This is a genomic window from Clostridium sp. AF22-10 (assembly GCF_003478725.1).
Taxonomy (GTDB): domain Bacteria; phylum Bacillota; class Clostridia; order Lachnospirales; family Lachnospiraceae; genus Otoolea; species Otoolea fessa.
In genome coordinates, this window is sequence record NZ_QUFZ01000005.1 from 1 (window position 1) to 26614 (window position 26614).

Consider the following 26614-nt stretch of genomic DNA (forward strand, 5'->3'; position numbering starts at 1 on the left):
GCCGCCGCCCCCGCCGCCGGGATCGGCGCCCGGGGAGACCGGGGAATCCGTGGGGAGCGCCGCTTCAGGATTTTCTTCAGGTTTTATTAATGAATGAGCTGCAGGAGCGAAGACGGTGTCGGAAGTGCTGAAATTGCAATTTTCAGGTGTAAATTTTTTGAATTAAAATGCGGTAACATCCAGTTGTGACAACGAATTTTACCGATTTGGAAAAAGAACAATCGGGTTACTGGGCACGTATGTGTGAACAGTAACACAATCGGAGTTCTTACAAATCATAGAAATTCTGGAATTTGGAGCCTGCTTGTGTTATACTGAAACAAAGGCTGCCGCCGGGACAGATGGGTGCCTGCGGCAGTTTTTGGCGTGCATGACAAAACGGAAACAGTTCGGCGGGTAGATTTTCCTGTACCTGTGAAGATACGGAACTGGTATGGTGGAGCGATAAAAGGAATTGATTTGATATATGAAGAAAAACCTGAAAAAGATACTGATTTTACTGATCTTATTTGTGCTGGCAGTAGCCGGTTATTTTACCTGGTCCTGGATGCAGCTGCGGGAGGATGGGGCAGTCTATACTTCGATTGAGGACGCGAACCTTCCAGTCGCTTATGTGAATATTCTGGGGCGGCGGATGAACGAGCTGGACGGTTTCGTGGAGGACAGCCAGAAAGCGGCTGGACGCGGGGATCTGACGCTGCTTCCGGCAGACCGGAAACTGTCGGTGACGATCGACAAGCTGGACTCCCAGATTACGGGGATGCAGTATGAGATCCGCAGTCTGGACGGCGAACGTCTGGTAGAACGGACAACGCTTGACCACTGGGAACAGTCAGGGGAAGAGGTTTCTGCGGAGCTTCCGATCCAGAACCTTCTGACGGAGGAAAGCGAATACCGCTTAACGATTGCGATCACGACGGAAAAGCACCCGGCGATCTATTTTACACGCGCGTGATGTGGCAGCAGGAGAGCCGTGTGCAGGAGATGGTCGATCTGGCGGTGTCCTTTTCTGAAAAGACGTTTGATTATGATTCAGCGAGGGAGCTGACGACCTATCTGGAGACGGATCCGAATGCGGACAACAGTTCGTTGGGACATGTGACGTTAAAAAGCGATTTCAGCCAGCTGACCTGGAAAGGGCTTTCGATGGAGCGGGTCAGCGAACCGGAAATTCATCTGCGGGAGCTGCAAGGCATCATTGGGACGATCGATTTAAAGTATGTTGTAAGTGAGATGAAGGATGGCAAGGCGGCTGCTTATTACGATGTGATCGAGAGCTTCACGATGAAGCTGGGCGCACAGCGCATCTACATGATGAATTATGACCGCCGCGCGGACCAGATTTTTACGGGGGAGAGCAGCGCCTATTCTGGCGACCGGATTCAGCTGGGGGTTTCGGATGCGGAGGATCTGCAGTCGATGCAGGATGAAGCGGGAAAATACCGTGCCTTTGTGGCAAACCGGGCGCTCTGGATTTATGATACAGGAAAAAAAGAGAGCACAAAGGTATTTGCGTTCCGCAAGAGCGAGAATGATACGAGGGTCAATTATGATACCTACGGAATCAAGATTCTGGATGTGAGCGAGGCAGGCCAGATTGATTTTGCCGTGTACGGCTATATGAGCCGCGGTAACCACGAGGGAACGACGGGAATCGCGCTGTACCGCTATGAGACTGCGGGAAATGCCCTGACAGAGCGGCTGTATCTGCCGGCATCGACCGATTACGGCAACCTGCGCCAGGATATCAACCAGCTGTGCTACTTAAGCGGCGGGCAGACGCTGTATGTGCTGATGAACCATGCGGTTTACAGTGTCGATCTGACGGGAAAAGAGTACATGGTGGTGGCAGATGGCCTGACGGAGGAAAATTTTGCAGTCAGCACGGATGCCTCCCGGATTGCGTGGCAGGATGGGGCGGATATTTACCGTTCGACCAAGCTGCATGTCATGAATCTGGAGACAGGCAAGAAGGATGAGATTTCCTTCCAGGAGCAGACCGTGATCCGGCTGATCGGATTTGTCGGAACCGACTTAGTCTACGGGCTTGCCCATCCGAACGAGCAGCTTACGATGGACGGACGCGTGACGGGGCTTCCGCTGTATGCGGTCGAGATCGTCGGCAGCAATATGGAGATGGAGACCCGCTATGAGAAGCCGGGTGTCAGCCTGGTGGATGTGCGGATTCAGGACAGCCGGGTTCATCTGTCACGGATGCACCAGATAGGAAGCGGCTATCAGCCGATGGACGAGGACACGCTGGTCTGTAATGAGGAAGTGTCGAAAGATCCACTGGATGGAATCGCTACATTAAATGACAGCGCAAAGGGGCGTCTCTACTGCGTCAAGCTGGATGCAGGCAAGACGGCACGGAGCACGAAGGTGCATGTTCCGAAGCAGGTGGCAGCAGAAGAAAATGATGTGATTGTGCTTCAGAACAATGGCGCGGCTGCACAGCGGATTTACAGTGCCTACAGCGAGGGACGCCTGAAAGGCTCGTATGCGGAATTTTCCAGCGCGGTGCAGGCAGCTTACGATGGCATGGGACTCGTAACGGATGAAAATGACCGGGTTGTCTGGGTGAGAGCAAACCGGAGCGACGCGAAGACAATCCGCGACGTACAGAATATGGCGGGAACCGTCAGCCGCTATCTGTCGGATATGGCGGACGGAAAGACGACCTCCTCGGATGGCACAGAGTTAATCGACGCACGCGGGCTGACGCTGAACCAGATTCTCTACTTTGTCTACGCGGGCATGCCAGTGGTGGCATATCTGGGAGACGGAAGCTATGGTTTGATCTGTGGATACGACGCGTACAACATCTCCTGTCTCTGGTATCCGGGCACGGAATTTGCCTACACGGATAAGATGGGACTCAACGATGCAGCAGCATTTTTCGAGGGAAATGGAGGCAATGATTTCATCTGTTTCCTTGCTAATTAAGGAGAAAACGGAAGTTACTGTTCACGGGGAGGCACTTTTGGAACCGAAAGTGCCGTAAGAAAACGTGGTGGCAGCAGGAATTTGCCGTATTAGAATGCGAAGCCACGGCAAATTCCATTACTGGGCACATATGCGTGAACAGTAATAAACGGAAAGCCAGTGCTTTACAAATTGAGATGTTATGATATAATCATGTAGATAACATGATATAAATTTAAGAAAATATTAAAGATTTGAGGCGCCGTCTGGCGCGTGTAAGTATCGTAAGATAATAGATTTTGAGGTGCAGAATGGAACAATTTATTATGAAGGGCGGAAATCCGCTGGTAGGCGAAGTGACTATCAGCGGAGCGAAGAATGCGGCGCTGGGAATCTTGGCGGCATCGATTCTGACGGACGAGGATGTTTTAATAGAAAATCTGCCGGACGTGCGTGATATCAACGTGTTTCTGGAGGCTGTTTCGGAGATTGGCGCGATGGTAGACCGGATTGACCGGCACACTGTCCGCATCAATGCGAAGGGGATTCATGCGATCCATGTGGATGACGAGTACATCCGCCGGATCCGGGCTTCCTACTATTTTATTGGCGCCCTGCTTGGCAAGTATAAAAGCGCACAGGTTCCGCTTCCGGGCGGATGCAACATCGGCAGCCGTCCGATCGACCAGCATTTAAAGGGCTTCCGTGCCCTCGGTGCGAAGGTACAGGTGGAAAATGGCGCGGTGCTCGCACATGCGATTGATTTAGTTGGTACCCATATTTATCTGGATATGGTGTCGGTCGGCGCGACGATCAATATCATGATGGCAGCGACGCTGGCAGAGGGCGAGACGATCATCGAGAATCCGGCGAAAGAACCACATGTCGTCGATGTGGCGAACTTCTTAAACAGCATGGGAGCCAATGTCAAGGGTGCCGGAACCGACGTGATCCGCATCCGCGGCGTCCACAAGCTGCATGGAACCGAATATTCGATCATCCCGGACCAGATCGAGGCAGGTACATTTATGTGTGCGGCAGCGATCACCCGCGGCGACGTGATGGTACAGAATGTCATTCCGAAGCATCTGGAAGCAATTTCTGCGAAGCTTATCGAGATGGGCTGTGAGGTGACGGAGTTTGATGAGGCGGTTCGTGTTGTGGGACGCCCGAGCCATGTGCATACCGATATCAAGACACTTCCGTATCCGGGATTTCCGACTGATATGCAGCCGCAGATCACCGTGACACTGGCACTGGCAGAGGGAACCAGTGTAGTGACCGAGAGTATTTTTGAAAACCGTTTTAAATATGTGGACGAACTTGCCCGCATGGGTGGACGCATCAAGGTTGAGGGCAATACCGCGATCATTACCGGCGTGAAGAAGCTGACTGGAGCACAGGTGGAGGCACCAGATCTGCGCGCAGGCGCTGCCCTGGTCATTGCGGGGCTGGCAGCGGAAGGATATACGACCGTTGATGAGATCGGTTATATCCAGAGAGGCTATGAGCATTTTGAGAAGAAGCTGCAGGGACTTGGCGCGGTGATCGAGAAAGTCGATTCCGAGAAAGAGGCGCAGAAGTTCAGACTCAAAGTGGGCTGATAAAAAAGAATGCGGTGTCACATATTGCTTGACAGACACCGCGGAGTATGTTATCGTACTGTTGAAACTTTTAACAATTAAAAAGTTCGTATATATCCCTTATTCAGAGTGATGGAGATACAAAGGATCTATGAAGTCACGGCAACCCCGTTACATGGGACTGAAAATTGGTCTCAGCAGGGAACGGAAGGTGCCAGCCTGAGCGAGGAACCGGGAGATCGGTTTATCGAGCAATAAGAGGATTTGATCGAGATAATCAAGTCCGTGTTGCTGCGGACTTTTTTTATGTCTTACGACAAACTTATCAAAGGAGGAAATATGGAGAGATTACTTTTTACATCTGAATCAGTAACCGAAGGACATCCGGATAAAATGTGTGATCAGATTTCCGATGCGATTCTGGACGCGCTCTTAGAGCAGGATCCGATGAGCCGTGTGGCTTGTGAGACGGCGACGACAACCGGTCTGGTTATGGTTATGGGCGAGATCACAACGAAAGGCTATGTGGATATCCAGAAGGTAGTCCGCAATACCGTCCGTGAGATCGGTTATGACCGTGCGAAATACGGTTTTGACTGTGATACCTGCGGCGTGATCGTGGCACTGGACGAGCAGTCCCCGGATATCGCGATGGGAGTTGATAAAGCGCTGGAAGCAAAAGAGAACAAGATGACCGACGAGGAGCTGGAGGCAATCGGTGCCGGCGATCAGGGTATGATGTTTGGTTATGCGACCAACGAAACGGATGAATATATGCCATATCCGATTTATCTGGCACACAAACTGGCACGCCAGCTGACCAAGGTCCGCAAAGACGGAACCCTGCGCTACCTGCGCCCGGACGGCAAGACACAGGTAACCGTAGAGTACGATGAGAACGGCAAACCATCCCGTCTGGATGCAGTGGTTCTTTCCACCCAGCATGACGAGGAAGTAACCCAGGAGCAGATCCATAAGGATATTAAAAAATATGTATTTGACGAGATTCTGCCGGCAGAGATGGTTGATGAGAATACAAAATTCTTTATCAATCCGACCGGACGTTTCGTTATCGGCGGTCCGCACGGAGACAGCGCCTGACCGGACGTAAGATCATTGTGGACACCTACGGCGGCATGGCGCGTCACGGCGGCGGCGCATTCTCCGGAAAAGACTGCACAAAAGTGGATCGTTCTGCTGCATACGCAGCCCGCTATGTTGCGAAAAACATCGTAGCAGCCGGACTGGCAGACAGATGTGAGATTCAGCTTTCCTATGCGATCGGTGTTGCACAGCCGACCTCCATCATGGTAGATACATTCGGAACCAGCAAGTTGCGTGAGGATCAGCTGGTTGAGATGATCCGCAAGCACTTTGACCTGCGTCCGGCTGGCATCATCAAGATGCTTGACCTGCGCCGCCCGATCTACAAACAGACGGCTGCATACGGACATTTCGGTCGCGACGATCTGGATCTTCCGTGGGAGAAGCTGGATAAGGTGGATGAATTAAAGGCGTATCTGTAAAAGTAGGAAACGCTGCAGGGATATCTGCCCGTAAAAAATCATAAGATCAGAACGAGGGGGCTGCCGCTTTTGCGGCAGTCTCTTTTATTACACAAAAAGGCACATGCTTTTTTATTTATAATACTTTTAGAGACGTAATCTGCAAAATATGATACACTATTTGTGGAAGATATCAGGAGCAAAAGCGCAGAAGTCCGACGCAGTTTTGCGGGAGGATTTTTGTAGGAGCAATCTGGTATCAGACCGGGCAATGACTGGAGGAAATAGGATGAAGATACGCACACGTCTGGCGATTGCTTTTGTGACGATTACGGTCGTTCCGATTGTGCTCATATTTGTGGCGGCGTTCGGACTCGTAAATTATCAGGAGCATCTGTTTCAGAAAACATACGGGCTGTCGGAGCAGATCGATCTGCTCTCCGGCAATCAGACACAGGTGTTTAACCGGCTGACGCAGGGAATCCAGGAGGAGATCCGCGAGGCGGTCGGGGAAAATACAGATTTATTTGAAGAACCGGCTTATTTGAACAAGGTCAATGAAGAACTGCGCGATAAATATTCGTATCTGGTCATCCGCAAGGGCAAGGACATCACATTCTGCGGAAGCGAGGATGGACGCGAGCTCTGCGAACGGCTGGCGCCGTACGGTGATCAGGGAAGTATGGCAGGCAGTATTTACATGGATGGCGAGGAACAGCATCTGGTCAAACAGATCGATTTCCGGTTTTCAGATGATTCACAGGGCAGTGTGTTCATCGTGACGAACGTCGGGGATTATGTGCCGGAGATCAAGGCGCTGCTCGGAGAGATGCTGCTTCTCGGCGTGCTGATCATCAGTTTTATGGGCGGTCTGCTGATCATGTGGATCTACCGTTCTCTGCTGCGTCCGCTGCACAAGCTGCAGGAGGCGACCAAGCAGATCCGGGATGGAAATCTGGACTTTACGCTCGATGTGGATGATGAAGATGAGATCGGAATGCTCTGCCAGGATTTCGAGGAGATGCGTCTGCGTCTCAAGGAATCGCAGGAAGAAAAACTCCAGTACGACAAGGAGAGCAAAGAGCTGATCAGCAATATTTCCCATGATCTGAAGACTCCGATCACGGCGATCAAGGGGTATGTGGAAGGCATTCAGGATGGCGTGGCTTCTTCACCTGAGAAATTGAATAAATATATTCGGACGATTTATAATAAAGCAAACGATATGGATCGACTGATTGACGAGCTGACGTTCTATTCGAAGATTGATACGAACAAGATTCCGTACAACTTTTCAAAGATCAATGTGGCGGAATATTTTGGTGATTGTGTTGAGGAAGTTGGTCTGGATATGGAGACGCGCGGCATCGAGCTGGGATATTTCAACTATGTGGACGAGGATGTGGTCGTGATCGCGGACGCGGAGCAGATGAAGCGAGTGATCAACAACATTATCGGAAATTCGCTCAAATATCTGGACAAGAAAAAGGGTATTTTAAATATCCGCATCAAGGATGACGGCGATTTTATCCAGGTCATCATCGAGGACAACGGAAAGGGAATCGCGGCGAAAGATCTGCCGTATATTTTCGACCGTTTCTACCGGACGGACTCGTCGAGAAATTCGTCCAAGGGCGGCAGCGGCATCGGGCTTTCGATCGTAAAGAAGATTATCGAAGATCACGGCGGACGCATCTGGGCGACCAGCAAGGAAGGCATCGGAACGGAGATCCATTTCGTTTTGCGCAAGTATGTCGGGGCATAGTGATTTGAAGTTTGGTCGTTTAAATAAAAACAGCAGGAGGAATTCACAGATGAGCAGAATATTAATCGTAGAAGACGAGGAGAGTATTGCAGAGCTGGAAAAAGACTATCTGGAGCTTTCTGGTTTTGAGGTTGAGATAGAAAATAATGGAGAAACGGGACTGAAACGCGGCATGGAGGAAGATTTTGACCTCTGATTCTTGATCTGATGCTGCCAGGGGTCGATGGCTTCGAGATCTGCAAGAAGATCCGGGAAGTAAAAAACACACCGATCATCATGGTATCTGCGAAAAAGGACGATATTGACAAGATCCGCGGTCTGGGACTGGGCGCGGACGATTATATCACGAAACCATTCAGTCCGAGCGAGATGGTGGCGCGTGTCAAGGCGCATCTGGCGCGTTATGAGCGCCTGATCGGCAGCGGTATGCCGGAAAACGAGATCATCGAGATCCGGGGACTCAAGATTGATAAGACTGCCCGCCGCGTTTACATCAACGGCGAGGAGAAGAACTTCACGACGAAGGAATTTGACCTGCTGACCTTTTTAGCACAGAACCCGAACCATGTATTTACCAAGGAAGAACTCTTCCGCGAGATCTGGGATATGGAGTCGTTGGGAGATATCGCGACGGTTACCGTGCATATTAAGAAGATCCGTGAGAAGATCGAGTTCAACACGGCGAAACCGCAGTATATTGAGACGATATGGGGCGTTGGATACCGGTTTAAAGTCTGATGACTGGATAAGCCACATAAAAACGACCCTTGGGAAACGCAAACAGGAGCGCTTTCCAAGGGCCGTTTTATATTTCATAGGAAATTGCGTCCTATGAAATATAAAATGCTCCGCGAGGATGCGCACTCGCGCGAAGCAGAAACATGTCGCAAGCGACCGCGCGAGACGCCCGAATGTGCCAAGGCACATTCTTTTTTATTCCAACAGGATTTGGTTTGCCCGCTTCAGATCGTTTTCGTCCGGGATACGGATGCCGGACAGGGAATAGGGAATGCCAAGCGTTTCCCATTTATAGATGCCGAGCGTGTGGTAGGGGAGAATTTCTACCTTTTCCACATTTGAAAGTGTGTCCAGAAATGCACGGATTCCATGCAGGTTGGCTGGATCATCGGTAATGCCGGGGACTAAAACATGCCGGACCCACATGGGCTTATGAATCTGGTCTAAAAACCGGGCAAAGGAAAGAATGGATTCGTTGGAGTGCCCAGTCAGAAGACGATGTTTTTCTGGATCGATGTGTTTCAGATCCAGAATAATAAGATCGGTGTGCTCTAAAAGCGTGGTCAGGCGGGAAAAGAAAGGTTCGGCGGTGGTAAATGGCTGTCCCGCGGTGTCCAGTGTGGTGTGAATGTGCTGTTCTTTGGCAAGCTGGAAAAATTCACACAAAAAGTCAGCTTGAAGGAGCGGTTCTCCGCCGCTGACGGTGATGCCGCCGCCCCCGCGCCAGTAACTCCGGTAGCGGAGTGCCTGGCGAAGAAGTGCTTCCGGGGTGATTTCCTGCGAACCGGTGTGTTTAGATGGACAAGAAACACCTCGGAAAGAGCGGATGCGCCGGAAGTGCGGGTGGAGGCGTCCGGGAGGGAAAGTCCCTTTGGCAGTACCCATGTATCCGGATTGTGGCAGTAGCGGCAGCGCATGAGACAGCCCTGCATGAATACCACGAAGCGGACACCGGGACCGTCTACGGAGCCGAAGGTATCGATGGAATGAATATAACCGGTATGCATCGTTACAGCACCTCATGGCAGGTACGGGCGATCACGTCGAGCTGCTGTTCTCTGGTCAGATTGATAAATTTAACGGCATATCCGGAAACACGGATGGTGAAGTTGGCATATTCCGGTTTTTCCGGGTGTTCCATCGCGTCTTTCAGTTTTTCGATTCCAAAGACATTTACATTTAAATGATGCGCGCCCTGATCAAAATATCCGTCCAGGACGTGAACCAGGTTGTTTTTCCGTTCTGTCTCGGAGTGACCGAGCGCCCCCGGTGCAATCGTTTCTGTGTTGGAGATGCCGTCGAGCGCATATTCATATGGAAGCTTTGCGACCGAGTTTAAAGAAGCGAGCAGACCGTTCTGCTCTGCGCCGTAGGAAGGAGTTGCGCCTGGGGCAAACGGGGTGAATGCCGGTCGTCCGTCCGGAAGTGCGCCGGTTGCCTTGCCATATACAACATTGGAGGTAATCGTGAGGATGGAGGTGGTTGCCTCGGAATTCCGGTAGGTGTGGTATTTTTTTACTTTATGTAAAAAGGTTTTTAACAGCCATACGGCAATCTCATCGGCGCGGTCGTCATCATTTCCGTAGCGTGGGAAATCGCCCTCTGTCTCAAACTTGCGGGCGATGCCGTATTCATCACGGATGACCTTCACTTTTGCATACCGGATCGCGGAGAGAGAATCGACCACGTGGGAGAAACCGGCGATTCCGGTGGCAAAGGTACGCCGGACATCCGTGTCGATCAACGCCATCTCAGCGGATTCATAGTAATATTTATCGTGCATATAGTGAATCAAATTGAGGATATTCACATAAATGCCCGCCAGCCAGTCCAGCATCTGATCGTATTTATGCATGACTTCCTGATAATCGAGGTATTCGGATGTGATCGGCGTATACGCCGGACCAACCTGCATCGGGCGTCCGTCTTTGGTAGTGTATTTCTCGTCTCTGCCTCCGTTGATGGAATAGAGAAGGCATTTGGCAAGATTGGCACGGGCACCGAACAACTGCATTTCCTTGCCTGTCTGGGTGGCGGAGACGCAGCAGCAGATACTGTAGTCATCCCCCCAGATCGGACGCATGACATCGTCGTTTTCATACTGGATCGAGGATGTGTTGATGGAGATTTTGGCAGCATATTTCTTAAATGCCTCTGGCAGGCGGGAAGAGTAAAGGACGGTCAGGTTTGGTTCCGGGGACGGTCCCATATTTTCCAGCGTATGTAAAAAGCGGAAATCGTTTTTCGTTACCATCGGACGCCCGTCTTGTCCCAGACCGGCAACCTCCAGCGTTGCCCAGACCGGATCGCCGGAGAAAAGTTGGTTGTAGGATGGAATCCGGGCAAATTTTACCATGCGGAATTTCATTGTCATATGGTCGATTAATTCCTGTGCCTCGGCTTCGGTCAGTGTTTTTTCTGTTAAATCCCGGTTGATGTAGATATCAAGGAAGGTGGAAACGCGTCCGACACTCATGGCGGCACCGTTCTGGGTCTTAACGGCAGCGAGGTAACCGAAGTAGAGCCACTGGACGGCTTCTTTGGCATTGGAAGCCGGACGGGAGATATCAAAACCATAGATGGCAGCCATCTCCTGAATGCCCTTTAGAGCGCGGATCTGCTCGGCGAGCTCTTCCCGCTGGCGGATGATGTCATCAAACATGGCACCATTTCCGCAGCGTTCCAGATCCTTTTTCTTTTCCTGAATTAGGAAATCAATTCCGTACAGGGCGATCCGGCGGTAGTCGCCTACGATTCGGCCGCGTCCGTAGGTATCCGGAAGCCCGGTGACAATATGGCAGTGGCGGGCGGCTTTCATTTCCGGGGTATATGCATCGAAGACGGCCTGGTTGTGGGTTTTGTGGTATTCGGTAAAGATTTTATGAAATTTTGGATTGACATGGTAGCCGTAGGTTTTGGCGGCTTCCTCCGCCATCTTGATTCCGCCGAATGGCATAAATGCCCGCTTGAGTGGTTTGTCGGTCTGAAGTCCGACGATGCGTTCCAGATCTTTAAGCTCCGGATCGATATATCCCGGACCGTAGGCGGTCAGGCTGGATACGATTTCAGTTTCGCATTCGAGCACACCGCCCTTTTCGTGCTCTTCCTTCTGAAGCTTTTGAAGGCGTTCCCAGAGCAGATGAGTGGCACTGGTCGGGGCAGCGAGAAAGCTTTCATCGCCATCATATTGCGTATAGTTGTTCTGGATGAAATCGCGGACGTTCACTTCGTCGGTCCATTTGGAGCCCAGAAAATCTCTCCAGGCCGTTTGGAAGATAGGTGTGTTTTGGAATGTTTGATACATAGCAGACATGTGTTTCCCTCCTGGTTGAAAAATTTCGATCCCAGCAGAGACAGTGAGAGTGAAAAAAAGTAAAAAAAATACCCACGGTCTGTGCTGTGACGCCCAGACGGTCGGCAATTTCCAGTCATACTTCATGTGGTTAATCCACTTATCCGTCAGTTGTATGACTGCTATGTTTAAGATATATCAGAACCGAAGAGGAATGTCAAGCTATATTTTGGGGAAGAGGTAACGGTTCAAATCCGTAGCTGTTCATAGTAACAAAAAGAGTGCCGGAAAGAGTGGACATTTGGCAAATGACTTGATAAAATGAGTAAAGTTTTAGGGCAGATGGGAATGAAAAAGGGATAAAAAGTTGCTGGGCACGATGCTTGAACAGTAATGATGAAACCTGAATTTGACAGAAATGACAGAAGTGAGGAAGAAAATGCTGGAAAAATTTTGTGTCGGGCTGGTGCGGATTTTGTTGGGAGGAATTCTTTTTTTCCTGACACTGCTCAGCGCGGTTGTGACCTGCCGGGTCTATGGAGGTTCTGAGATTGTACAGTATGGAAGGGACAGTCTGTTTCTGCACCTGTTTTTTGGTGCGGGTGTGATTGGACTGACGGTGTTTTACAGGCGGAGAAAGGAACGAAAGTGCCGGAAGAACCAGTGGCTTCTTTTAGCGGCTGCTGCCTATCTTTTTTGGATTCTCCTTGTCCCGTCCTGGGGCGGTTCTGACTCTCATCAGTGTATGGCGTCTGCGCAGGGACTTCTGCAGGGCGATTTCAGCGCCTGGGAGCCGGTGGCGTATTCGTATGGGACAGCGGAAGGACCGCTTGGGTATGCGTACACTTACCCGTCTCAGAACGGGCTGATTCTCTATATGGCAGTGCTGGTATTTTTCTTTGGGGATGTGGCGTATGCAGTTTTCCAGATTTTAAATATCGGTTTTTTTATTCTGGGAATCGTGAGCCTGCAGCGGATGACGGTCCGGGGAAACGAAAGGTGCAGCTTGCTTTTGTGGATGGCGTGCTGTCTGCCATTTTCTTTCTATATCCTCTTCGTGTACGGCACGATGCCAGGATTTGGACTTTCGTGTCTGGCGATGGAACGTCTGATGCGGTATGTGGAAGAGGGGCGGGGAAGAGACTTCTGGATTGGCGCGGCAGCAGTAGCGGCGGCGGTGATCCTCAAGTCGAATTATGAGATTGTGCTGGTGGCGCTGTTTTTGTATCTGGCATCCTCGGGAGTCTTTCGAAGGAAAGCACGCCTGCTGGTGGCAGCGGTGCTTCTGATTACAGTGTATGTGATTGGAAACCGGGGGATTCAGACAGGAATTTCTTCCGTGACCGGACGCACGGTATCGGACGGTGCGCCGATGATTGCCTGGGTGCAGATGGGACTGGAGGAGAGCAAACGTGGACCGGGCTGGTACAATGGCTATCAGGTAAAACTCTTTCAGAAGGCAGATGGGGATGCGGATCTGGCGGCCGCATGGGCGCAGGCAGATTTGCGGAGAACGATTTCAGATATGGCAGGGGAACCGGCGAAAGCCGCTGATTTCTTTGTTCGGAAGATCGAGTCAATCTGGGCGGAACCGACCTTTCAGAGTCTCTGGATCCAGGAGGTGGGAAATACCTCCTGGGCGGAGGGAAGCCCGCCATGGGAGCTTTTCAAGGAAGAAGGGGGTCTGAACCGGCTCTATGTTTTTGCGGCGAATCTGTTGCAGACGTTTGTGTATGCGATGGCGTGTGTATGGGTGATTGCCGGGATGAGTGCCAAAGGAAGCCGAAGTAAGCATGTCCTGATGAAACGAACATGGGAAAAGAGGATAGAAGCAGAAAAGGCAGAAAAAACTGTGAAAGCTGTGAAAAAACAGGGAATGGAAACGGTCTGGGAGAGGCAGGAACGTGGAGAACCGGACAGATGGGGGATGCTGCTTCCGGGAATCGTGTTTATTGGGGGATTCCTGTTCCATCTGGTCTGGGAGGCGAAGGGGCAGTATTCGGTGGTGTATTTTATGCTGCTGCTGCCGTATGCGTATCTGGGGATGGAAAGAGTGGCGGATGTATTTTTAGACGTGACAGGTGCCGGGAAAGAATGATGGTTTGAGATAAAAAAGATACTGGGAACAGCCTGAAATAAGCCGTTTTCAGTATCTTTTTTATGGTTTAAAAGAGTTAGGATTTCTAAAAATCCATTAAAAATTGCAATGATAAATCCGCTCCGCCGCCTGATAGAACACAGTTTCCCAGTATTTTTCCGGAATCAGCCGTTTCGTAATTTCGATGTAATCTTCATAGTTGGCGAGCGGCCAGTCGGTGCCGAACATGAGCTTATCATAGTCGCGGATGTAGGCAAGCCAGGTTTTCAGGGTGCTGATATACCCGCTCTGCTCTTCCAGAAACTCCGGAATGTCAAATTTGCCCTCTAAAAGCCCAGAGAGGTCGGCGGCGACATTTTCATTTTTCTCGACAACGGCGGCGGCATCCATCAGCCACGGGTTGCCGAAGTGGCACATGACGAACTGGACATCCGGATGGCGGACGGCGGCTTCATCGAGGGTCAGCGGATGGCTGTATTTGATGAATGCTTTGGAACCGGCGGTCTGTCCGGTGTGGATGGCAACCGGCTTTTTATACGCCTTGGCGAGGTCGTAGATCGGTTCGAAGCGCTCGTCGGTAACGTAGATGGAATCATATCCCGGATAGAGTTTGATGCCGACGCAGGTATTCCGTTTTAAGTTTTCTTCGACAAGATCGCATGTCTTCTGAATCTTTTCCGGCGTCAGTTTTCGTGCTTCGACGCCGACGCAATAGCGCAGAAAATCCGGGTATGTGTGATTATCCGGGTGAACGCCGCGGTTTCCCATGACGATGCCGCCGACGATATTATATTTCTGAAAGCATTCCCGCAGATGCTCTTCATTATTGATATGACCGGCTTCGATGGCAATCTCATCGAAATGCGGGTAACCGGGACAAAAGTGCAAATGTGAATCAATGATTTTCATAATGATAACAGGCGCCTGTATCAAAAACCTTTTGGAAAAAGAACGGCGCTGTCCTCCTTTCTGCTGTGATGTATGTCTGGAAGTTTTGAGAAAATCCGGTGCAACAAAACTTCGGGTGTATATGAATAAGAAATGCAGTAACAGTCCGGCAGGTTCATAGAGCATGCAGCAACTGTATGAAATCAACTGTTAGTGTAGTCCCAAATGGGGTGGATGTCAAATTTTTCTCCATCTGTTTGACATCCACACTATGATCTGGTATAGTGATAGCTATGCGTATTGCAAAGGGGCAAACTGCCTCTTTCTTTTTTTGTAAATATTCCGGAAGAATGCAAAAAAAAAGATAACTAATATGATATATGAAATGTATCTCCGGAATGTGCAGACCGTTAATCAGACAATGAAAGGAATAGAATGGAAACAATCAGATTTGAAGATTTAGAGTTAGATGCAAAGATCATGCGCGCGATCACCGATATGGGATTCGAGGCGGCTTCTCCGATTCAGGGCCAGGCGATTCCGCTGGAACTGCAGGGACTGGATATCATCGGACAGGCACAGACCGGTACCGGTAAGACGGCTGCGTTTGGTATTCCGCTGTTACAGAAGATCGATCCGAAGAATAAGAAGCCGCAGGCGATCATTCTCTGCCCGACCCGTGAACTTGCCATCCAGGTATCTGAGGAGATCCGCCGCCTGGCAAAATACATGCACGGTGTCAAGGTTCTGCCGATCTACGGCGGACAGGAGATCGGACGTCAGATCCGTTCCCTCAAGGATGGTGTGCAGGTTATCATCGGTACGCCGGGGCGTGTGATGGATCACATGCGCCGCAAAACCGTCAAGATGGATCAGATCCACACGGTTGTCCTCGACGAGGCGGACGAGATGCTGAACATGGGCTTTTTAGAGGATATGGAAACCATCTTAAGCGCACTGCCGGAGGAGAGACAGACGCTGATGTTCTCAGCGACGATGCCGCAGGCGATTCAGCGGATCGCGACGAACTTCCAGAAAGATCCGCAGATTGTGCGCGTGGTCAAGAAAGAGCTGACCGTTCCGAAGGTAACCCAGTATTATTATGAAGTAAAACCGAAGAACAAGCTGGAGGTTATGTGCCGTCTGCTGGATCTCTATGATCCGAAGCTCTCAGTGGTATTTTGCAACACGAAAAAGCAGGTCGATGAGCTGGTACAGGGCTTACAGGGACGCGGCTATTTTGCAGAAGGGCTTCACGGCGATTTGAAACAGGAGCAGCGTGACCGTGTCATGCGTGCATTCCGTACCGGACGGACGGACATTCTGGTGGCAACGGATGTGGCAGCCCGCGGTATCGACGTCGATGATGTCGAGGCGGTATTCAACTATGATGTACCGCAGGATGACGAGTATTATGTACATCGCATCGGGCGTACCGGCCGTGCCGGACGCGAGGGCAAGGCGTTTAACCTCGTAGTCGGCAAAGAGGTTTACAAGCTGCGCGAGATCCAGCGCTACTGCAAGACCCGCATCATTCCGCAGGCGATTCCGTCTCTGGACGATGTGACCTCCATCAAGGCAGATAAGATTCTCGACCAGGTGGGCGAGGTGCTGCAGGACAGCGATCTGAGCAAGGTGATCGATATTGTAGAAAAACGTGTGCTGGAAGAGGACTACACGACGCTCGATCTGGCAGCAGCGCTGCTCAAAATGATGATGGGCGAAGAGGGCGAGGAGCTCTTAGAGGAGAACCGCCCGCTGCGTGAGCTGGAGGATCTCGAGGATGAGAGCCGCCGCAGCCGTGGTGGAAGAAACGGCAGAGGAAGCCGTGGCAGAAATGAGGACGTAGCGCGTCTCTTCATCAACATCGGAAAGAACCAGGGCATCCGTCCAGGCGATATCCTCGGTGCGATCGCCGGAGAATCCGGCATGCCGGGACGTATGGTCGGAAGTATTGATATGTTCGATAATTACACATTCGTCGAGGTGCCGAGAGAGCATGCGGACGTTGTACTGCAGGCGATGCGCGGTGCGAAGATCAAGGGCAAGAACGTGCATATGGAGAAGGCGAACCGGAAGTAAAGAGCATATTGAAATTATATTTGGCATATGCTATAATGCCATTAGGCGAAAAGACAAAAGTGTTCAAAGTGGCACAAAAACAAATCCCTCAGGTGCGGGCACACCTGAGGGATTTTATTCCATTTGGGCGAGGTGGCTTAAGCCTCTGGCTGACTACCTAACGATGTCCGTCCAACCACTTGCATATGTAATAGGCGATTACACTTGCCACGACGGACACAAGAAAAGACAGAAATATATTCAAAATGGCACACCCCCTTTCTGCACCTGTCTAGGGGTGGTAGCTGTATTAGTATATCATAAAGATAAAATTATAAAAAGTCATCTTTGAGATGTTTTGTTTGTCTCAAAGATGACTTTTTATCTTAATAACTTTAAAATTTGCTCTTACAGCTCCGCTGTAATAAAAATATCATAAATCGCTTTCACAGCCGCCTCGAAATCTGCGTTCTTCACGCCGATGATGATGTTGAGTTCACTGGAACCCTGGTCGATCATCTTGACGTTGATGCGGGCGTGTGCCAGGGCGGAGAAGATACGTCCGGCGGTTCCGCGGGTGGATTTCATGCCGCGTCCTACGACGGCGATGAGTGCTAAATCGGACTCAAGCTCGATGGAATCCGGCTGTACCGCGCGGTGGATGTTGGAGATAACGAACTGCTCATGCTGTTCGAATTCGGACTGGTGTACGAAGATGGTCATCGTGTCGATTCCGGACGGCATATGCTCGAAGGAAATACCGCAGTCCTCGAAGACACCCAGAACTTTTCTCCCAAACCCAATTTCGGAGTTCATCATCGCTTTCTCGATGGTGACAGAGCAGAAACCAGTCTTTCCGGCGATACCGGTGATGGTGTATTTCGGCTTCCGGCAGGTATTCTCGACGATGAGTGTACCCGGATCCTCCGGCTTGTTGGTGTTGCGGATATTGATCGGAATGCCCTCACGGCGTACCGGGAAGATGGCATCCTCATGAAGGACGCTTGCACCCATGTAAGCCAGTTCACGCAGTTCTTTGTAGGTGATGGTCTCGATTGGAACCGGATTTTCCACGATGCGCGGGTCGGTTACCAGGAAACCGGATACATCGGTCCAGTTCTCGTAGAGGTCTGCGTGAATCGCGCGGGCTACGATGGAACCGGTGATATCAGAACCACCGCGGGAGAAGGTGTGTATCGTGCCGTCCGGATTGGACCCGTAGAAGCCTGGGATGACGGCGCGCTCAGTGTGCGCGAGGCGTTCGGACAGCTCTTCATTGGTTTTCTCGGACAGGAATGTACCATTCTCGTCAAAGAAGATTACCTCGGCTGCATCGATGAACTCATAGCCCAGGTAATGGGACATGATGATACCGTTTAAGTACTCGCCGCGGGAAGCTGCGTAATCGCTGCCCTTTTTGGCGATGAAGTTTTCTTCGATGGTCTTGAATTCATAATCAAGGTTTAAGTTTAACTCCAGACCGTCGATGATCTGCTCATAGCGCTCTTTGATGGCGGAGAGAAGCTTGCCGTAGCTTGCGCCGGTGGAAGCTGCCTCGTAGCAGGCATAGAGCATATCAGTTACCTTGGTGTCATTTTTGTTGCGTTTGCCCGGAGCAGACGGTACAACGTAGAGTCTGGATTTATCAGCACGGATAATATCTCCGACTTTTTTGAACTGTTTTGCGCTGGCGAGGGAACTTCCGCCAAACTTTACTACTTTCTTCATGATGTTCTTTGTTCCTTCCTAAAGTAAATATGGGGTTAATTCAGTTTCTGGATCTTCGGAAAATACTGGAACAGTACCTTGGCAACCAGTTTGTCGCGCTTGACGTATTTGTGCGTCCAGCGGCGGGCGTCGTTGGAATAGTTCCGGTTGTCGCCCAGCATGAAATAGCAGCCATCCGGCACTTCGTAGTGCTGCGGTTCCTCCGGTTCCATCGGTTCATGCAGATACGGTTCGTCGAGCGGTGTATCGGAACCATTTAAGTATACCTTGCCGTCTACGATGTCGATCGTGTCGCCCGGCATACCGATGATACGTTTGACATAGTATGTTTTGATGCCTTTCGCTTCATCATCCGGATAAATGAAAATGGCGATGTCACCCCGCTGCGGATCTCCGAATTTGTAGCTTAACCGTGAGCCGATGACGCGGTCGCCAGCCATGATGGTCGTTTCCATCGAGCTGGTCGGGACTTCGCTGTTGGCGATGATGAAATGGTTGACGCAGAATGCGATAATAGCGGCGGCAACCAGGACCTGAATCCAGCTTATGACCTCGTCCCTGAGATTGAAGCCTTCCTTGCGGCTCTTGCCCTTCTTGGATTTTGCGGCATTTCCGGTACCTGAAGCGTTGTTGTTCTCTTCGGGCGTATCTTCCAAATCGTGTTCCGAAGAGTTCTGGCCTGGCTGGTTGATGCCGATTTTTCCGGCGCGGAGTTCATCGAGCATCTCATCCAGTTCCTGATCGGAACGCCCGGAGAAATTGCTTCGGGACGAAATATGGTCTCTATCTTGATCTTCCATATATATCTCCTCTCTCTGCTGTTGCTGTCTGTGTGACGTTATCTTATGGCACTTTCAGTTCCAAAGGTGTCTGCTACGGCAGTAACGTTTGTGCAACGCATGAGCAGTAATAGGCTACTGTAAATGGTAACCTTCTGACATAATAGTGTATATGAGATGCCTTGATTTATCAAGTTTTTTCACGAAATTTCGGGAAAATTCATAAATGTTTTGAAGTGTATGATTGTATTATTGGGCGCGGGATGCTAAAATGAAGCTAAAACCAAAAACCACAAAGGAACGCAAGGGGGCGTATGTATGGATAAAACATTATACGATCTGATGGACTGGGCTGGAATTGAAGAAATTGTCTATTCGGAAGCGGCAAACCCGCACCGGATGCTGGGAGCCCATATGACGCCGGAGGGAATGCTGGTACAGGCATTTATTCCGACGGCGCGCGATATTACGGTCAAACTTTCGGCAACCGGCAAGCAGTACCAGATGGAGATGGCGGACGAGACTGGCTTTTTTGCGGCGCTGATTCCGCGCAAGACCCTGGCGGATTATACCCTCCTTGTGTTTTATGATAATGGTACGTTAAGCGAGATACACGATCCGTATTCCTTTGCACCGCAGTTTACGGAGTCGGATTTGAAGAAATTCGAGGCGGGTGTCCACTACAGCATTTATAATAAGATGGGCGCGCATCCGATGACGGTCAAAGGTGTGAGCGGCGTCTATTTTGCAGTCTGGGCGCCAGAAGCGATGCGCGTGAGCGTCGTCGGTGATTTCAACCTGTGGGATGGCAGACGCAGCCAGATGCGGCGGTTGGGAGATTCGGGCGTGTTTGAGATTTTTATCCCGGAGCTAAAAAAGGGCGCTGTTTATAAATATGAAATTAAGTTCAAGAACGGTGACCCGGCGCTCAAGGCGGATCCCTATGCGAACTATGCGGAACTTAGACCGAACACGGCGTCCATCGTCTGGGATCTGGACGAGTATAAATGGAACGATCAGGACTGGATGAAGAAACGGGCGGCGCTCGACACGAAGACGGCGCCGATGTCGATCTATGAGGTACATCTCGGTTCCTGGATGCGAAAACCGACCGAGGTGGATAAGAGAGGACGCGAGATTGTCGGATCGGAGTTTTACAATTACCGTGAGATCGCGGTCAAGCTGGCGGAATATGTGAAGGAAATGGGGTATACCCATGTGGAACTTCTGCCGGTCATGGAACATCCGCTGGATGCTTCGTGGGGCTATCAGGTGACGGGATATTACGCACCGACCAGCCGCTTCGGCACACCGGATGATTTCATGTATTTTATGGATTACCTGCACGGACAGGGGATTGGCGTTATCCTTGACTGGGTTCCGGCACATTTCCCACGTGATGCATGGGGCATGGCGCAGTTTGACGGAAGCTGCCTCTATGAGCACAAGGATCCGAGACAGGGGGCGCATCCGCACTGGGGTACGCTGATCTACAACTACGGCAGACCGGGGGTTTCAAACTTCCTGATTGCGAATGCGATGTTCTGGGCGGACCGCTATCACGCGGACGGCATCCGGTTTGATGCGGTGGCGTCGATGCTGTATCTGGATTATGGCAAGAATCCGGGTGAATGGATTGCCAATATGTACGGCGGTCATGAGAATCTGGAGGCGGTCGAGTTCTTAAAGCATCTGAACTCTGTCTTCAGGGGACGCAAGGACGGCGCGATTCTGATTGCCGAGGAATCGACGGCATGGCCGAAGGTTACCGGTGACGTGAAGAACGGCGGTCTTGGCTTTGATTATAAATGGAACATGGGCTGGATGAACGATTTTCTGGGCTATATGGAGCAGGATCCATATTTCCGGTGCCACCACTACAATGAGCTGACCTTCAGCATGATTTACGCCTACAGTGAAAATTTCGTCCTCGTCTTCTCACACGACGAGGTGGTTCACGGAAAAGGTTCCCTGGTCAATAAGATGCCGGGACAGACGTTTGAGGACAAGTTTGCGAACCTGCGGGCGGCATACGGTTTTATGATGGGACATCCGGGCAAGAAACTCCTCTTCATGGGACAGGATTTCGCCCAGATGGATGAGTGGAATGAGAATGCATCGATCGAGTGGGAGCTGCTGCAGTATCCGATCCACAGCCAGATGAAGGAGTATGTGAAGGAGTTAAATCACTTTTATACCAGCCATCCGGCACTCTATCAGAAAGATTATCAGACGGAAGGCTTCGAGTGGATCAACTGCATGGATGCCGCGGACAATATCATTGCATTTCTCCGGCGCGGCGCGGATGAGACACTGCTCTTTGTCTGCAACTTTGCCCCGCAGCTGCATGAGAAGCTGACGGTCGGCGTACCGTTTAAGGGAAAATACAAAGAGATTTTCAACAGCGATGCGGAGAAGTTCGGCGGAAGCGGAAAGGTCAATCCGCGTATGAAGTCCTCGAAGGCAGAGGAATGTGATGGAAAGGAAAATTCCATCACGATCCAGCTGGCGTCGCTTGGCATCAGTGTCTTCAGCTGCACGCCGACGGAGCCGGAGAAGAAAGAAAAACCGGCGAAGACGAAAAAGACGACCCACAGCACTAAGAGTGTAAAAGAAAAGGCTGAAACCGATCTCCAGAGCATGATGGCGGATGCAGCGGCGGCATTCAATGGAAAAGCCGGGGGGACAGCTGCTGCGGCAGCAGAACGCCTGGCGGGTATTTCAGATAAGCTGGCAGAGGCGAAGGCGGGGCTTTCCTCCAAGATTATCAGTCTGTCCTCGATTGCGAGACGACAGGCGGGATTGGAAGAAGGTCTGGATAAAAAGGTGGGAAAAGAGTAAGTACAGGAAGGAATGAAATAGATGGCAACAGCGGCAGAGCTGACAGGCGAGGAGATCGCGGCGGTAGCAGAGTCACTATCGGATCCGGCAAATTTGAACGTGGATACGATGGCTGCGATCATGCACCGGATTGGCCCGGGGCTTATGGCATTGGGACAGAAGGTACTGGTGGCGCTCATCATTTTCCTGATTGGACGTAAGGTCATTTCGATGATCGAGAAGATGCTGTCCCGCTCGATGGAGCATGCCGGTATGGATGTGGGGGTGACTCGTTTCCTGCGGGCGCTGACCCAGTTTGTGATGAATGTATTCCTGCTTTTTATGATTGCAGGGCAGCTTGGCATGGACAGCGCCTCGATTGTGGCGGTTCTTGGCGCGGCAGGTCTTGCGCTGAGTTTGGCGCTCCAGCAGAGTCTTGGAAACTTTGCGGGCGGACTCTTGATTTTAATTATGAAACCGTTCCGGGTGGGGGATTATATCATTTCCCCGTCCGGGGAGGGAAGGGTTTCGATGGTCGGGCTGGTTTACACGACTATCCTGACAACCGATAATAAAGCAATTACCATCCCGAATGGCACCCTTTCAAACTCAACCGTGACCAACGTGACGGCGATGGACAAGCGGATGCTGGAACTCAAGGTCGGTATCGCCTATGAGGCAGATATCCGGACGGCAAAGGCAGTGTTAGAGCGCGTTTACAGGGAACATCCGATGGTGAAGAAGGACGAGGACATCAAGGTATTTGTGGACAGCCTGGGCGACAGCAGCGTGGTTCTTGGTATCCGGGGCTGGGTAGAGACGTCCGATTACTGGCAGACGAGATGGGACATTCTGGAACGGATCAAGCTGTCATTTGACGAGGCGGGCATCGAAATTCCATACAACAAGATGGATGTACATTTGAAACAGTAGCAATCGTTTAAACAGTATAAGCAATATAGACAGAGGAACAACCATGATTGACAGAGCGGCAAAATTCGCAGAACAGGCGCATAAGGGCGCACATCGGAAGGGAACCAGAATTCCGTATATCGTTCATCCGCTGGAGACGGCGCTGATTGCGTCGATGCTGACGAACGATGAGGAGATACTGGCAGCGGCACTTCTGCATGATACGATCGAGGACACGGGTGTGACCTACGAGGATTTGAAACAGGAGTTTGGCACCCGGGTTGCAGATCTGGTCTTGGCGGAGAGCGAGGATAAGTCCAAAACCTGGATTGAGCGCAAGGGGCACACGCTGGAACATCTGAAAACAGCGAGTCCGGCGGAGAAGATCCTGACGATGGCGGACAAGCTGAGCAATATCCGCAGCATGGCGCGTGACTATCTGTTGGTCGGGGAGGAGCTCTGGCAGCGGTTTAATATGAAGGACAGAGAGAAACAGGCGTGGTATTACACGTCGATGATAGACCTTTTAAAGGACTTGAATGAGACACCGGAATATCAGGAATATGTGCGTCTCTGCGGCAAGGTATTTGGCGGGATCGCAGGGTGTTGTAGTTTACAAAATATATGAACGGCAGCATAAAAACAACATAGGATGACAATGAGAAACTGCAGCAGCCAGTCAGAAAGAATGGCTGTCGGAGAAGAGAAGGATGATAGGTTCTGAGATTTTGCGGAAACGGAAAGGTCATTCAGTTCAGTAAAAGGGGAAGAAACATGATTTTAAAAGATATTTGGATGGATGTAAAAGCGGTTCAGGAGCGAGATCCGGCTGCGAGAAATGCATTGGAGGTACTACTTTTATATCAGGGCGTACATGCACTGATATGGCACCGGGTGGCGCACTGGTTTTATGAGCACCATATGTTTTTCATTGCGCGCCTGATTTCACAGGTGGCACGTTTCTTTACATTGATTGAGATTCATCCGGGTGCACAGCTCGGACACGGTATTCTGATCGACCACGGCTGCGGCGTTGTCATCGGTGAGACGGCGGTGGTCGGCGACAACTGTACGATTTACCAGGGTGTGACGCTGGGCGGTGTCGGAACACAGAAGGGTAAACGTCATCCGACGCTGGGAAATAATGTGACGGTCGGTTCCGGCGCAAAGATTCTCGGTTCTTTCGAGGTCGGTGATAACTGTTCCGTAGCGGCAAATGCGGTTCTGCTCCGCCCGCTCGAGGAAAATACCACGGCTGTCGGCATTCCGGCGCGTCCGGTCAAGAAGGACGGCGTGGCGCTGCCGAAGAAGCAGAAGATGATCATCGGCGAGGACGATCAGCGTATTTTAGAGCAGATCGACGCGCTCCGGAAAGAGCTTCAGGAACTTAGAGAAGAGTCGGCAAACCTGCGGAAGGAACTGGAGGCAGTGCGGGCAGGACAGGAGAAAGCCTGACACAAAATTATTCATAACGCCCCTTTCGGCTGCATAAATTTCTTTGAGAGAAATGCGTGCGGTTTGGAAAGGGGCGTTTTTTATGATAGAGCTGATCAAAAAAGAGATACATATGAATCGGCAGAGGGGGACGGCGGTGTCGCAGCTGACGCTGGATGATGATTTTATTGTGCCGGATGCGCTGGATGATGCGGTGCAGATACTGCTGTCAGACGGGGAAGTTCAGATAGAAAATTCACGGATTCAGGGAGAAAAGGTGCTGATCCGGGGAAAGCTTGTGTTCCGGGTGCTGTACCGCCGGGAGTCGGGCGGGCTGCAGGCGATGGGCGGGGAGATTCCATTTGAGGAAACGGTCAATGTGCCGGAGCTTTCGGAGCGCGACTATACGCAGATCGTATGGAATATCGAAGATTTGAATATTACCATGATTCATTCGCGCAAGCTGAGCGCCAAAGCGGTGCTGACGCTTACGGTGCGGGCGGAAAGCCGCGTCGATGCGCAGGCTGCCGCGGACGTCGAGACGGACGATGCGGGGCTGCAAGTCCTGAAGAGAAGCGTTCCGGCAGCGACGCTTGCAGTGCGGCGCAAAGATATCTACCGGGTCCGGGAGGAAGTAAGCGTATCGGCAAATAAGCCGAATATTGAGACGATTCTCTGGCAGGAGATGCGTCTTCGGGATGTTTCGGTGCGCCCGTTGGATGGAAAACTGCATCTGGACGGTGAATTGTCGGTGTTCCTGATTTACAGCGGCGAGGGCGAGCACACGCCGGTTCAGTGGTTGGAGGAGAGTATTCCGTTTTCCGGTGAAGTGGAACTCTCGGAGGCGGTGGAGGAGATGATCCCGGCGGTCGGGGTCCGGATTCTTCATGCAGAGGCGGACAAAAAGCCGGACAGCGATGGGGAGATGCGCGAAGTGGAAGTGGAGGCGGTGCTGGAGCTGGACATCCGACTTTATAAAGAAGAATCAGTGGAACTTTTAAGCGATCTCTATTCGACCGGCTGCGAGGTCGTGAGCGAGCAGGGGGAGGTGTGCTTTGACCGGCTTTTGACGCGCAACAGCTGCAAAATGCGGGTGGGCGGAAGCGTTTCTTTTCAGAAACCGGATCGAATTCTGCAGATTTGCCACAGCAGTGGGATTGTCCGGCTGGATGAGAGCCGCCCGTCAGAAAACGGTCTGGCGATCGAGGGAGTGCTGGAAGTCAGTCTCCTGTATCTGACGGATGATGACGCGGCGCCGGTCGGGGCAATTTCTGAGGTTCTGCCATTTTCCGGCACGGTCGAGGCGGAGGGGATCCGGGAAGACTGCGTCTGGCAGTTGAATCTGGGGCTGGAACAGCTCGGCGCGGTGATGCTGGGTGGCGGTGAGGCGGAGGTCAAGGCGCAGCTCACGGTGGAACTGCTTGTATTCCAGCCGATGCAGGAAGCGGTGGTTACATCCGTGCAGACACAGCCGTTCGATTTAAAGCGCTGGGAGCAGCAGCCAGGGATTGTGGGTTATATTGTGCAGCCGGGGGATTCTCTGTGGAAAATTGCAAAAAAATTCCACACGACGGTGGATCAGGTGCGGGAAATGAATGAAATCGACGGGGAGGAAGCCGGTGCAGGGGCGCGGCTGCTTCTGATCAAAGAGGTAACGGCGGGTAACTGTTCATAGGTAGGAATTTTAGAGAGAAAAAATCGTTTCTGTTCACGGGTGGGCACTTTTGGGACCGAAAGTGCCGTAAGAAAACGTGGTGGCAGCAGGAATTTGCCGTATTGAAATTCGAAGCCACGGCAAATTTCGTTACTGGACACGTATGCGTGTACAGTAACAAAAAATCCAGCCGGAATGGTTGCATTTGGGGGAAAACTTTATATACTATTATTGTAACGGTTCAATATCTTCACAGTTACAAGCAAAAATCCATGCAGATTTGACTTTGACAAAGGATTTTCGCCTTGTAAGCCAGGAAAACGCATCCGGCCGGTGCTTGATGATAGATCCGGGGAAGGAGTTTCCCGAACCGGGCGGTGCCCGTGCATTGCAAGGCGCGGCGCCGTTTACATAGGGCATCCGGATGCGTTT

At 51.3% G+C, this 26614-nt stretch carries 15 protein-coding genes, 3 pseudogenes and 2 riboswitches; of the genes and pseudogenes, 13 read left to right on the forward strand and 5 right to left on the reverse strand.

Annotated elements, in window-relative coordinates:
• Positions 1–466: 466 nt before the first annotated feature.
• The 6 genes and pseudogenes from DWX91_RS17175 (at position 467) to DWX91_RS04840 (ending at position 8516) form a co-directional block, all read left to right on the forward strand.
• The gene (locus tag DWX91_RS17175) at positions 467–955 is read left to right on the forward strand and encodes a hypothetical protein (RefSeq protein WP_243098970.1); all 489 of its coding nucleotides are present in this window, start codon (positions 467–469) and stop codon (positions 953–955) included.
• 20 nt (positions 956–975) lie between these two features.
• The gene (locus tag DWX91_RS04820) at positions 976–2946 is read left to right on the forward strand and encodes a hypothetical protein (RefSeq protein ID WP_243098971.1); all 1971 of its coding nucleotides are present in this window, start codon (positions 976–978) and stop codon (positions 2944–2946) included.
• Positions 2947–3236: 290 nt separating this feature from the next.
• Positions 3237–4529 carry a UDP-N-acetylglucosamine 1-carboxyvinyltransferase gene (locus tag DWX91_RS04825; protein WP_022359474.1) on the forward strand — a complete coding sequence of 431 codons (1293 nt, stop codon included), beginning with the start codon at positions 3237–3239 and terminating at the stop codon, positions 4527–4529.
• 96 nt (positions 4530–4625) lie between these two features.
• Positions 4626–4769: riboswitch (SAM riboswitch) on the forward strand.
• Between the two features lie 78 nt (positions 4770–4847).
• Positions 4848–6034: pseudogene (metK, locus tag DWX91_RS04830) on the forward strand (methionine adenosyltransferase).
• A gap of 268 nt (positions 6035–6302) precedes the next feature.
• Positions 6303–7778 (forward strand): sensor histidine kinase, encoded by a 1476-nt coding sequence (locus tag DWX91_RS04835; RefSeq protein WP_107000821.1) that lies wholly within the window; start codon positions 6303–6305, stop codon positions 7776–7778.
• Between the two features lie 49 nt (positions 7779–7827).
• Positions 7828–8516, forward strand: a pseudogene (locus tag DWX91_RS04840) (response regulator transcription factor).
• A gap of 195 nt (positions 8517–8711) precedes the next feature.
• On the opposite strand, the pseudogene DWX91_RS04845 reads toward DWX91_RS04840, so the two are convergent.
• A pseudogene (locus DWX91_RS04845) lies at positions 8712–9523 on the reverse strand (radical SAM protein).
• Between the two features lie 2 nt (positions 9524–9525).
• Entirely contained in the window at positions 9526–11820 is a 2295-nt protein-coding gene (gene pflB / locus DWX91_RS04850; protein ID WP_118538476.1) for a formate C-acetyltransferase, read from the reverse strand.
• Between the two features lie 93 nt (positions 11821–11913).
• A riboswitch (ZMP/ZTP riboswitch) is annotated at positions 11914–11993 on the reverse strand.
• A gap of 254 nt (positions 11994–12247) precedes the next feature.
• Here pflB and DWX91_RS04855 point away from each other — a divergent pair.
• Complete coding sequence (locus tag DWX91_RS04855) at positions 12248–13906, forward strand: hypothetical protein (protein ID WP_118538432.1); 1659 nt, start codon at positions 12248–12250, stop codon at positions 13904–13906.
• Positions 13907–14002: 96 nt separating this feature from the next.
• Here DWX91_RS04855 and DWX91_RS04860 read toward each other — a convergent pair whose 3' ends face one another.
• Positions 14003–14815, reverse strand: a complete 813-nt coding sequence (locus tag DWX91_RS04860; protein ID WP_022359467.1) for an amidohydrolase family protein — start codon at positions 14813–14815, stop codon at positions 14003–14005.
• 414 nt (positions 14816–15229) lie between these two features.
• Here DWX91_RS04860 and DWX91_RS04865 point away from each other — a divergent pair, with 414 nt between their 5' ends.
• Positions 15230–16876: a DEAD/DEAH box helicase gene (locus DWX91_RS04865; RefSeq protein ID WP_107000818.1), complete on the forward strand. Its 1647-nt coding sequence runs from the start codon at positions 15230–15232 to the stop codon at positions 16874–16876.
• A gap of 387 nt (positions 16877–17263) precedes the next feature.
• On the opposite strand, the gene DWX91_RS04875 is transcribed toward DWX91_RS04865, so the two are convergent.
• Both DWX91_RS04875 and lepB read right to left on the reverse strand, forming a co-directional pair.
• A complete protein-coding gene (locus tag DWX91_RS04875) occupies positions 17264–18583 on the reverse strand; it encodes an aspartate kinase (RefSeq protein ID WP_118538434.1) in 1320 nt (439 codons plus the stop codon).
• A gap of 35 nt (positions 18584–18618) precedes the next feature.
• Positions 18619–19131 (reverse strand): signal peptidase I, encoded by a 513-nt coding sequence (gene lepB / locus DWX91_RS04880; protein WP_227589452.1) that lies wholly within the window; start codon positions 19129–19131, stop codon positions 18619–18621.
• A gap of 549 nt (positions 19132–19680) precedes the next feature.
• Here lepB and glgB point away from each other — a divergent pair.
• The 5 genes from glgB (at position 19681) to DWX91_RS04905 (ending at position 26203) form a co-directional block, all read left to right on the forward strand.
• The gene (gene glgB / locus DWX91_RS04885) at positions 19681–22203 is read left to right on the forward strand and encodes a 1,4-alpha-glucan branching protein GlgB (protein ID WP_243098972.1); all 2523 of its coding nucleotides are present in this window, start codon (positions 19681–19683) and stop codon (positions 22201–22203) included.
• Between the two features lie 21 nt (positions 22204–22224).
• Positions 22225–23115 carry a mechanosensitive ion channel family protein gene (locus DWX91_RS04890; protein ID WP_118469049.1) on the forward strand — a complete coding sequence of 297 codons (891 nt, stop codon included), beginning with the start codon at positions 22225–22227 and terminating at the stop codon, positions 23113–23115.
• Positions 23116–23158: 43 nt separating this feature from the next.
• Complete coding sequence (locus DWX91_RS04895; RefSeq protein WP_118522233.1) at positions 23159–23722, forward strand: HD domain-containing protein; 564 nt, start codon at positions 23159–23161, stop codon at positions 23720–23722.
• A 146-nt stretch (positions 23723–23868) separates the two neighbouring features.
• On the forward strand, positions 23869–24549 hold the full coding sequence (gene cysE, locus DWX91_RS04900) for a serine O-acetyltransferase (RefSeq protein WP_022359459.1): 681 nt from the start codon (positions 23869–23871) through the stop codon (positions 24547–24549).
• Positions 24550–24631: 82 nt separating this feature from the next.
• Complete coding sequence (locus DWX91_RS04905) at positions 24632–26203, forward strand: DUF3794 and LysM peptidoglycan-binding domain-containing protein (protein WP_118469053.1); 1572 nt, start codon at positions 24632–24634, stop codon at positions 26201–26203.
• Positions 26204–26614: the final 411 nt, after the last annotated feature.

Excerpts from the sequence above, each read along its gene's own strand:
- DWX91_RS17175 (WP_243098970.1), top strand. The coding sequence starts at position 467 with ATGAAGAAAAACCTGAAAAAGATACTGATTTTACTGATCTTATTTGTG.
- DWX91_RS04825 (WP_022359474.1), top strand. The coding sequence starts at position 3,237 with ATGGAACAATTTATTATGAAGGGCGGAAATCCGCTGGTAGGCGAAGTG.
- DWX91_RS04835 (WP_107000821.1), top strand. The coding sequence starts at position 6,303 with ATGAAGATACGCACACGTCTGGCGATTGCTTTTGTGACGATTACGGTC.
- pflB (WP_118538476.1), bottom strand. The coding sequence starts at position 11,820 with ATGTATCAAACATTCCAAAACACACCTATCTTCCAAACGGCCTGGAGA.
- DWX91_RS04855 (WP_118538432.1), top strand. The coding sequence starts at position 12,248 with ATGCTGGAAAAATTTTGTGTCGGGCTGGTGCGGATTTTGTTGGGAGGA.
- DWX91_RS04860 (WP_022359467.1), bottom strand. The coding sequence starts at position 14,815 with ATGAAAATCATTGATTCACATTTGCACTTTTGTCCCGGTTACCCGCAT.
- DWX91_RS04865 (WP_107000818.1), top strand. The coding sequence starts at position 15,230 with ATGGAAACAATCAGATTTGAAGATTTAGAGTTAGATGCAAAGATCATG.
- DWX91_RS04875 (WP_118538434.1), bottom strand. The coding sequence starts at position 18,583 with ATGAAGAAAGTAGTAAAGTTTGGCGGAAGTTCCCTCGCCAGCGCAAAA.
- glgB (WP_243098972.1), top strand. The coding sequence starts at position 19,681 with ATGGATAAAACATTATACGATCTGATGGACTGGGCTGGAATTGAAGAA.
- DWX91_RS04890 (WP_118469049.1), top strand. The coding sequence starts at position 22,225 with ATGGCAACAGCGGCAGAGCTGACAGGCGAGGAGATCGCGGCGGTAGCA.
- DWX91_RS04895 (WP_118522233.1), top strand. The coding sequence starts at position 23,159 with ATGATTGACAGAGCGGCAAAATTCGCAGAACAGGCGCATAAGGGCGCA.
- cysE (WP_022359459.1), top strand. The coding sequence starts at position 23,869 with ATGATTTTAAAAGATATTTGGATGGATGTAAAAGCGGTTCAGGAGCGA.
- DWX91_RS04905 (WP_118469053.1), top strand. The coding sequence starts at position 24,632 with ATGATAGAGCTGATCAAAAAAGAGATACATATGAATCGGCAGAGGGGG.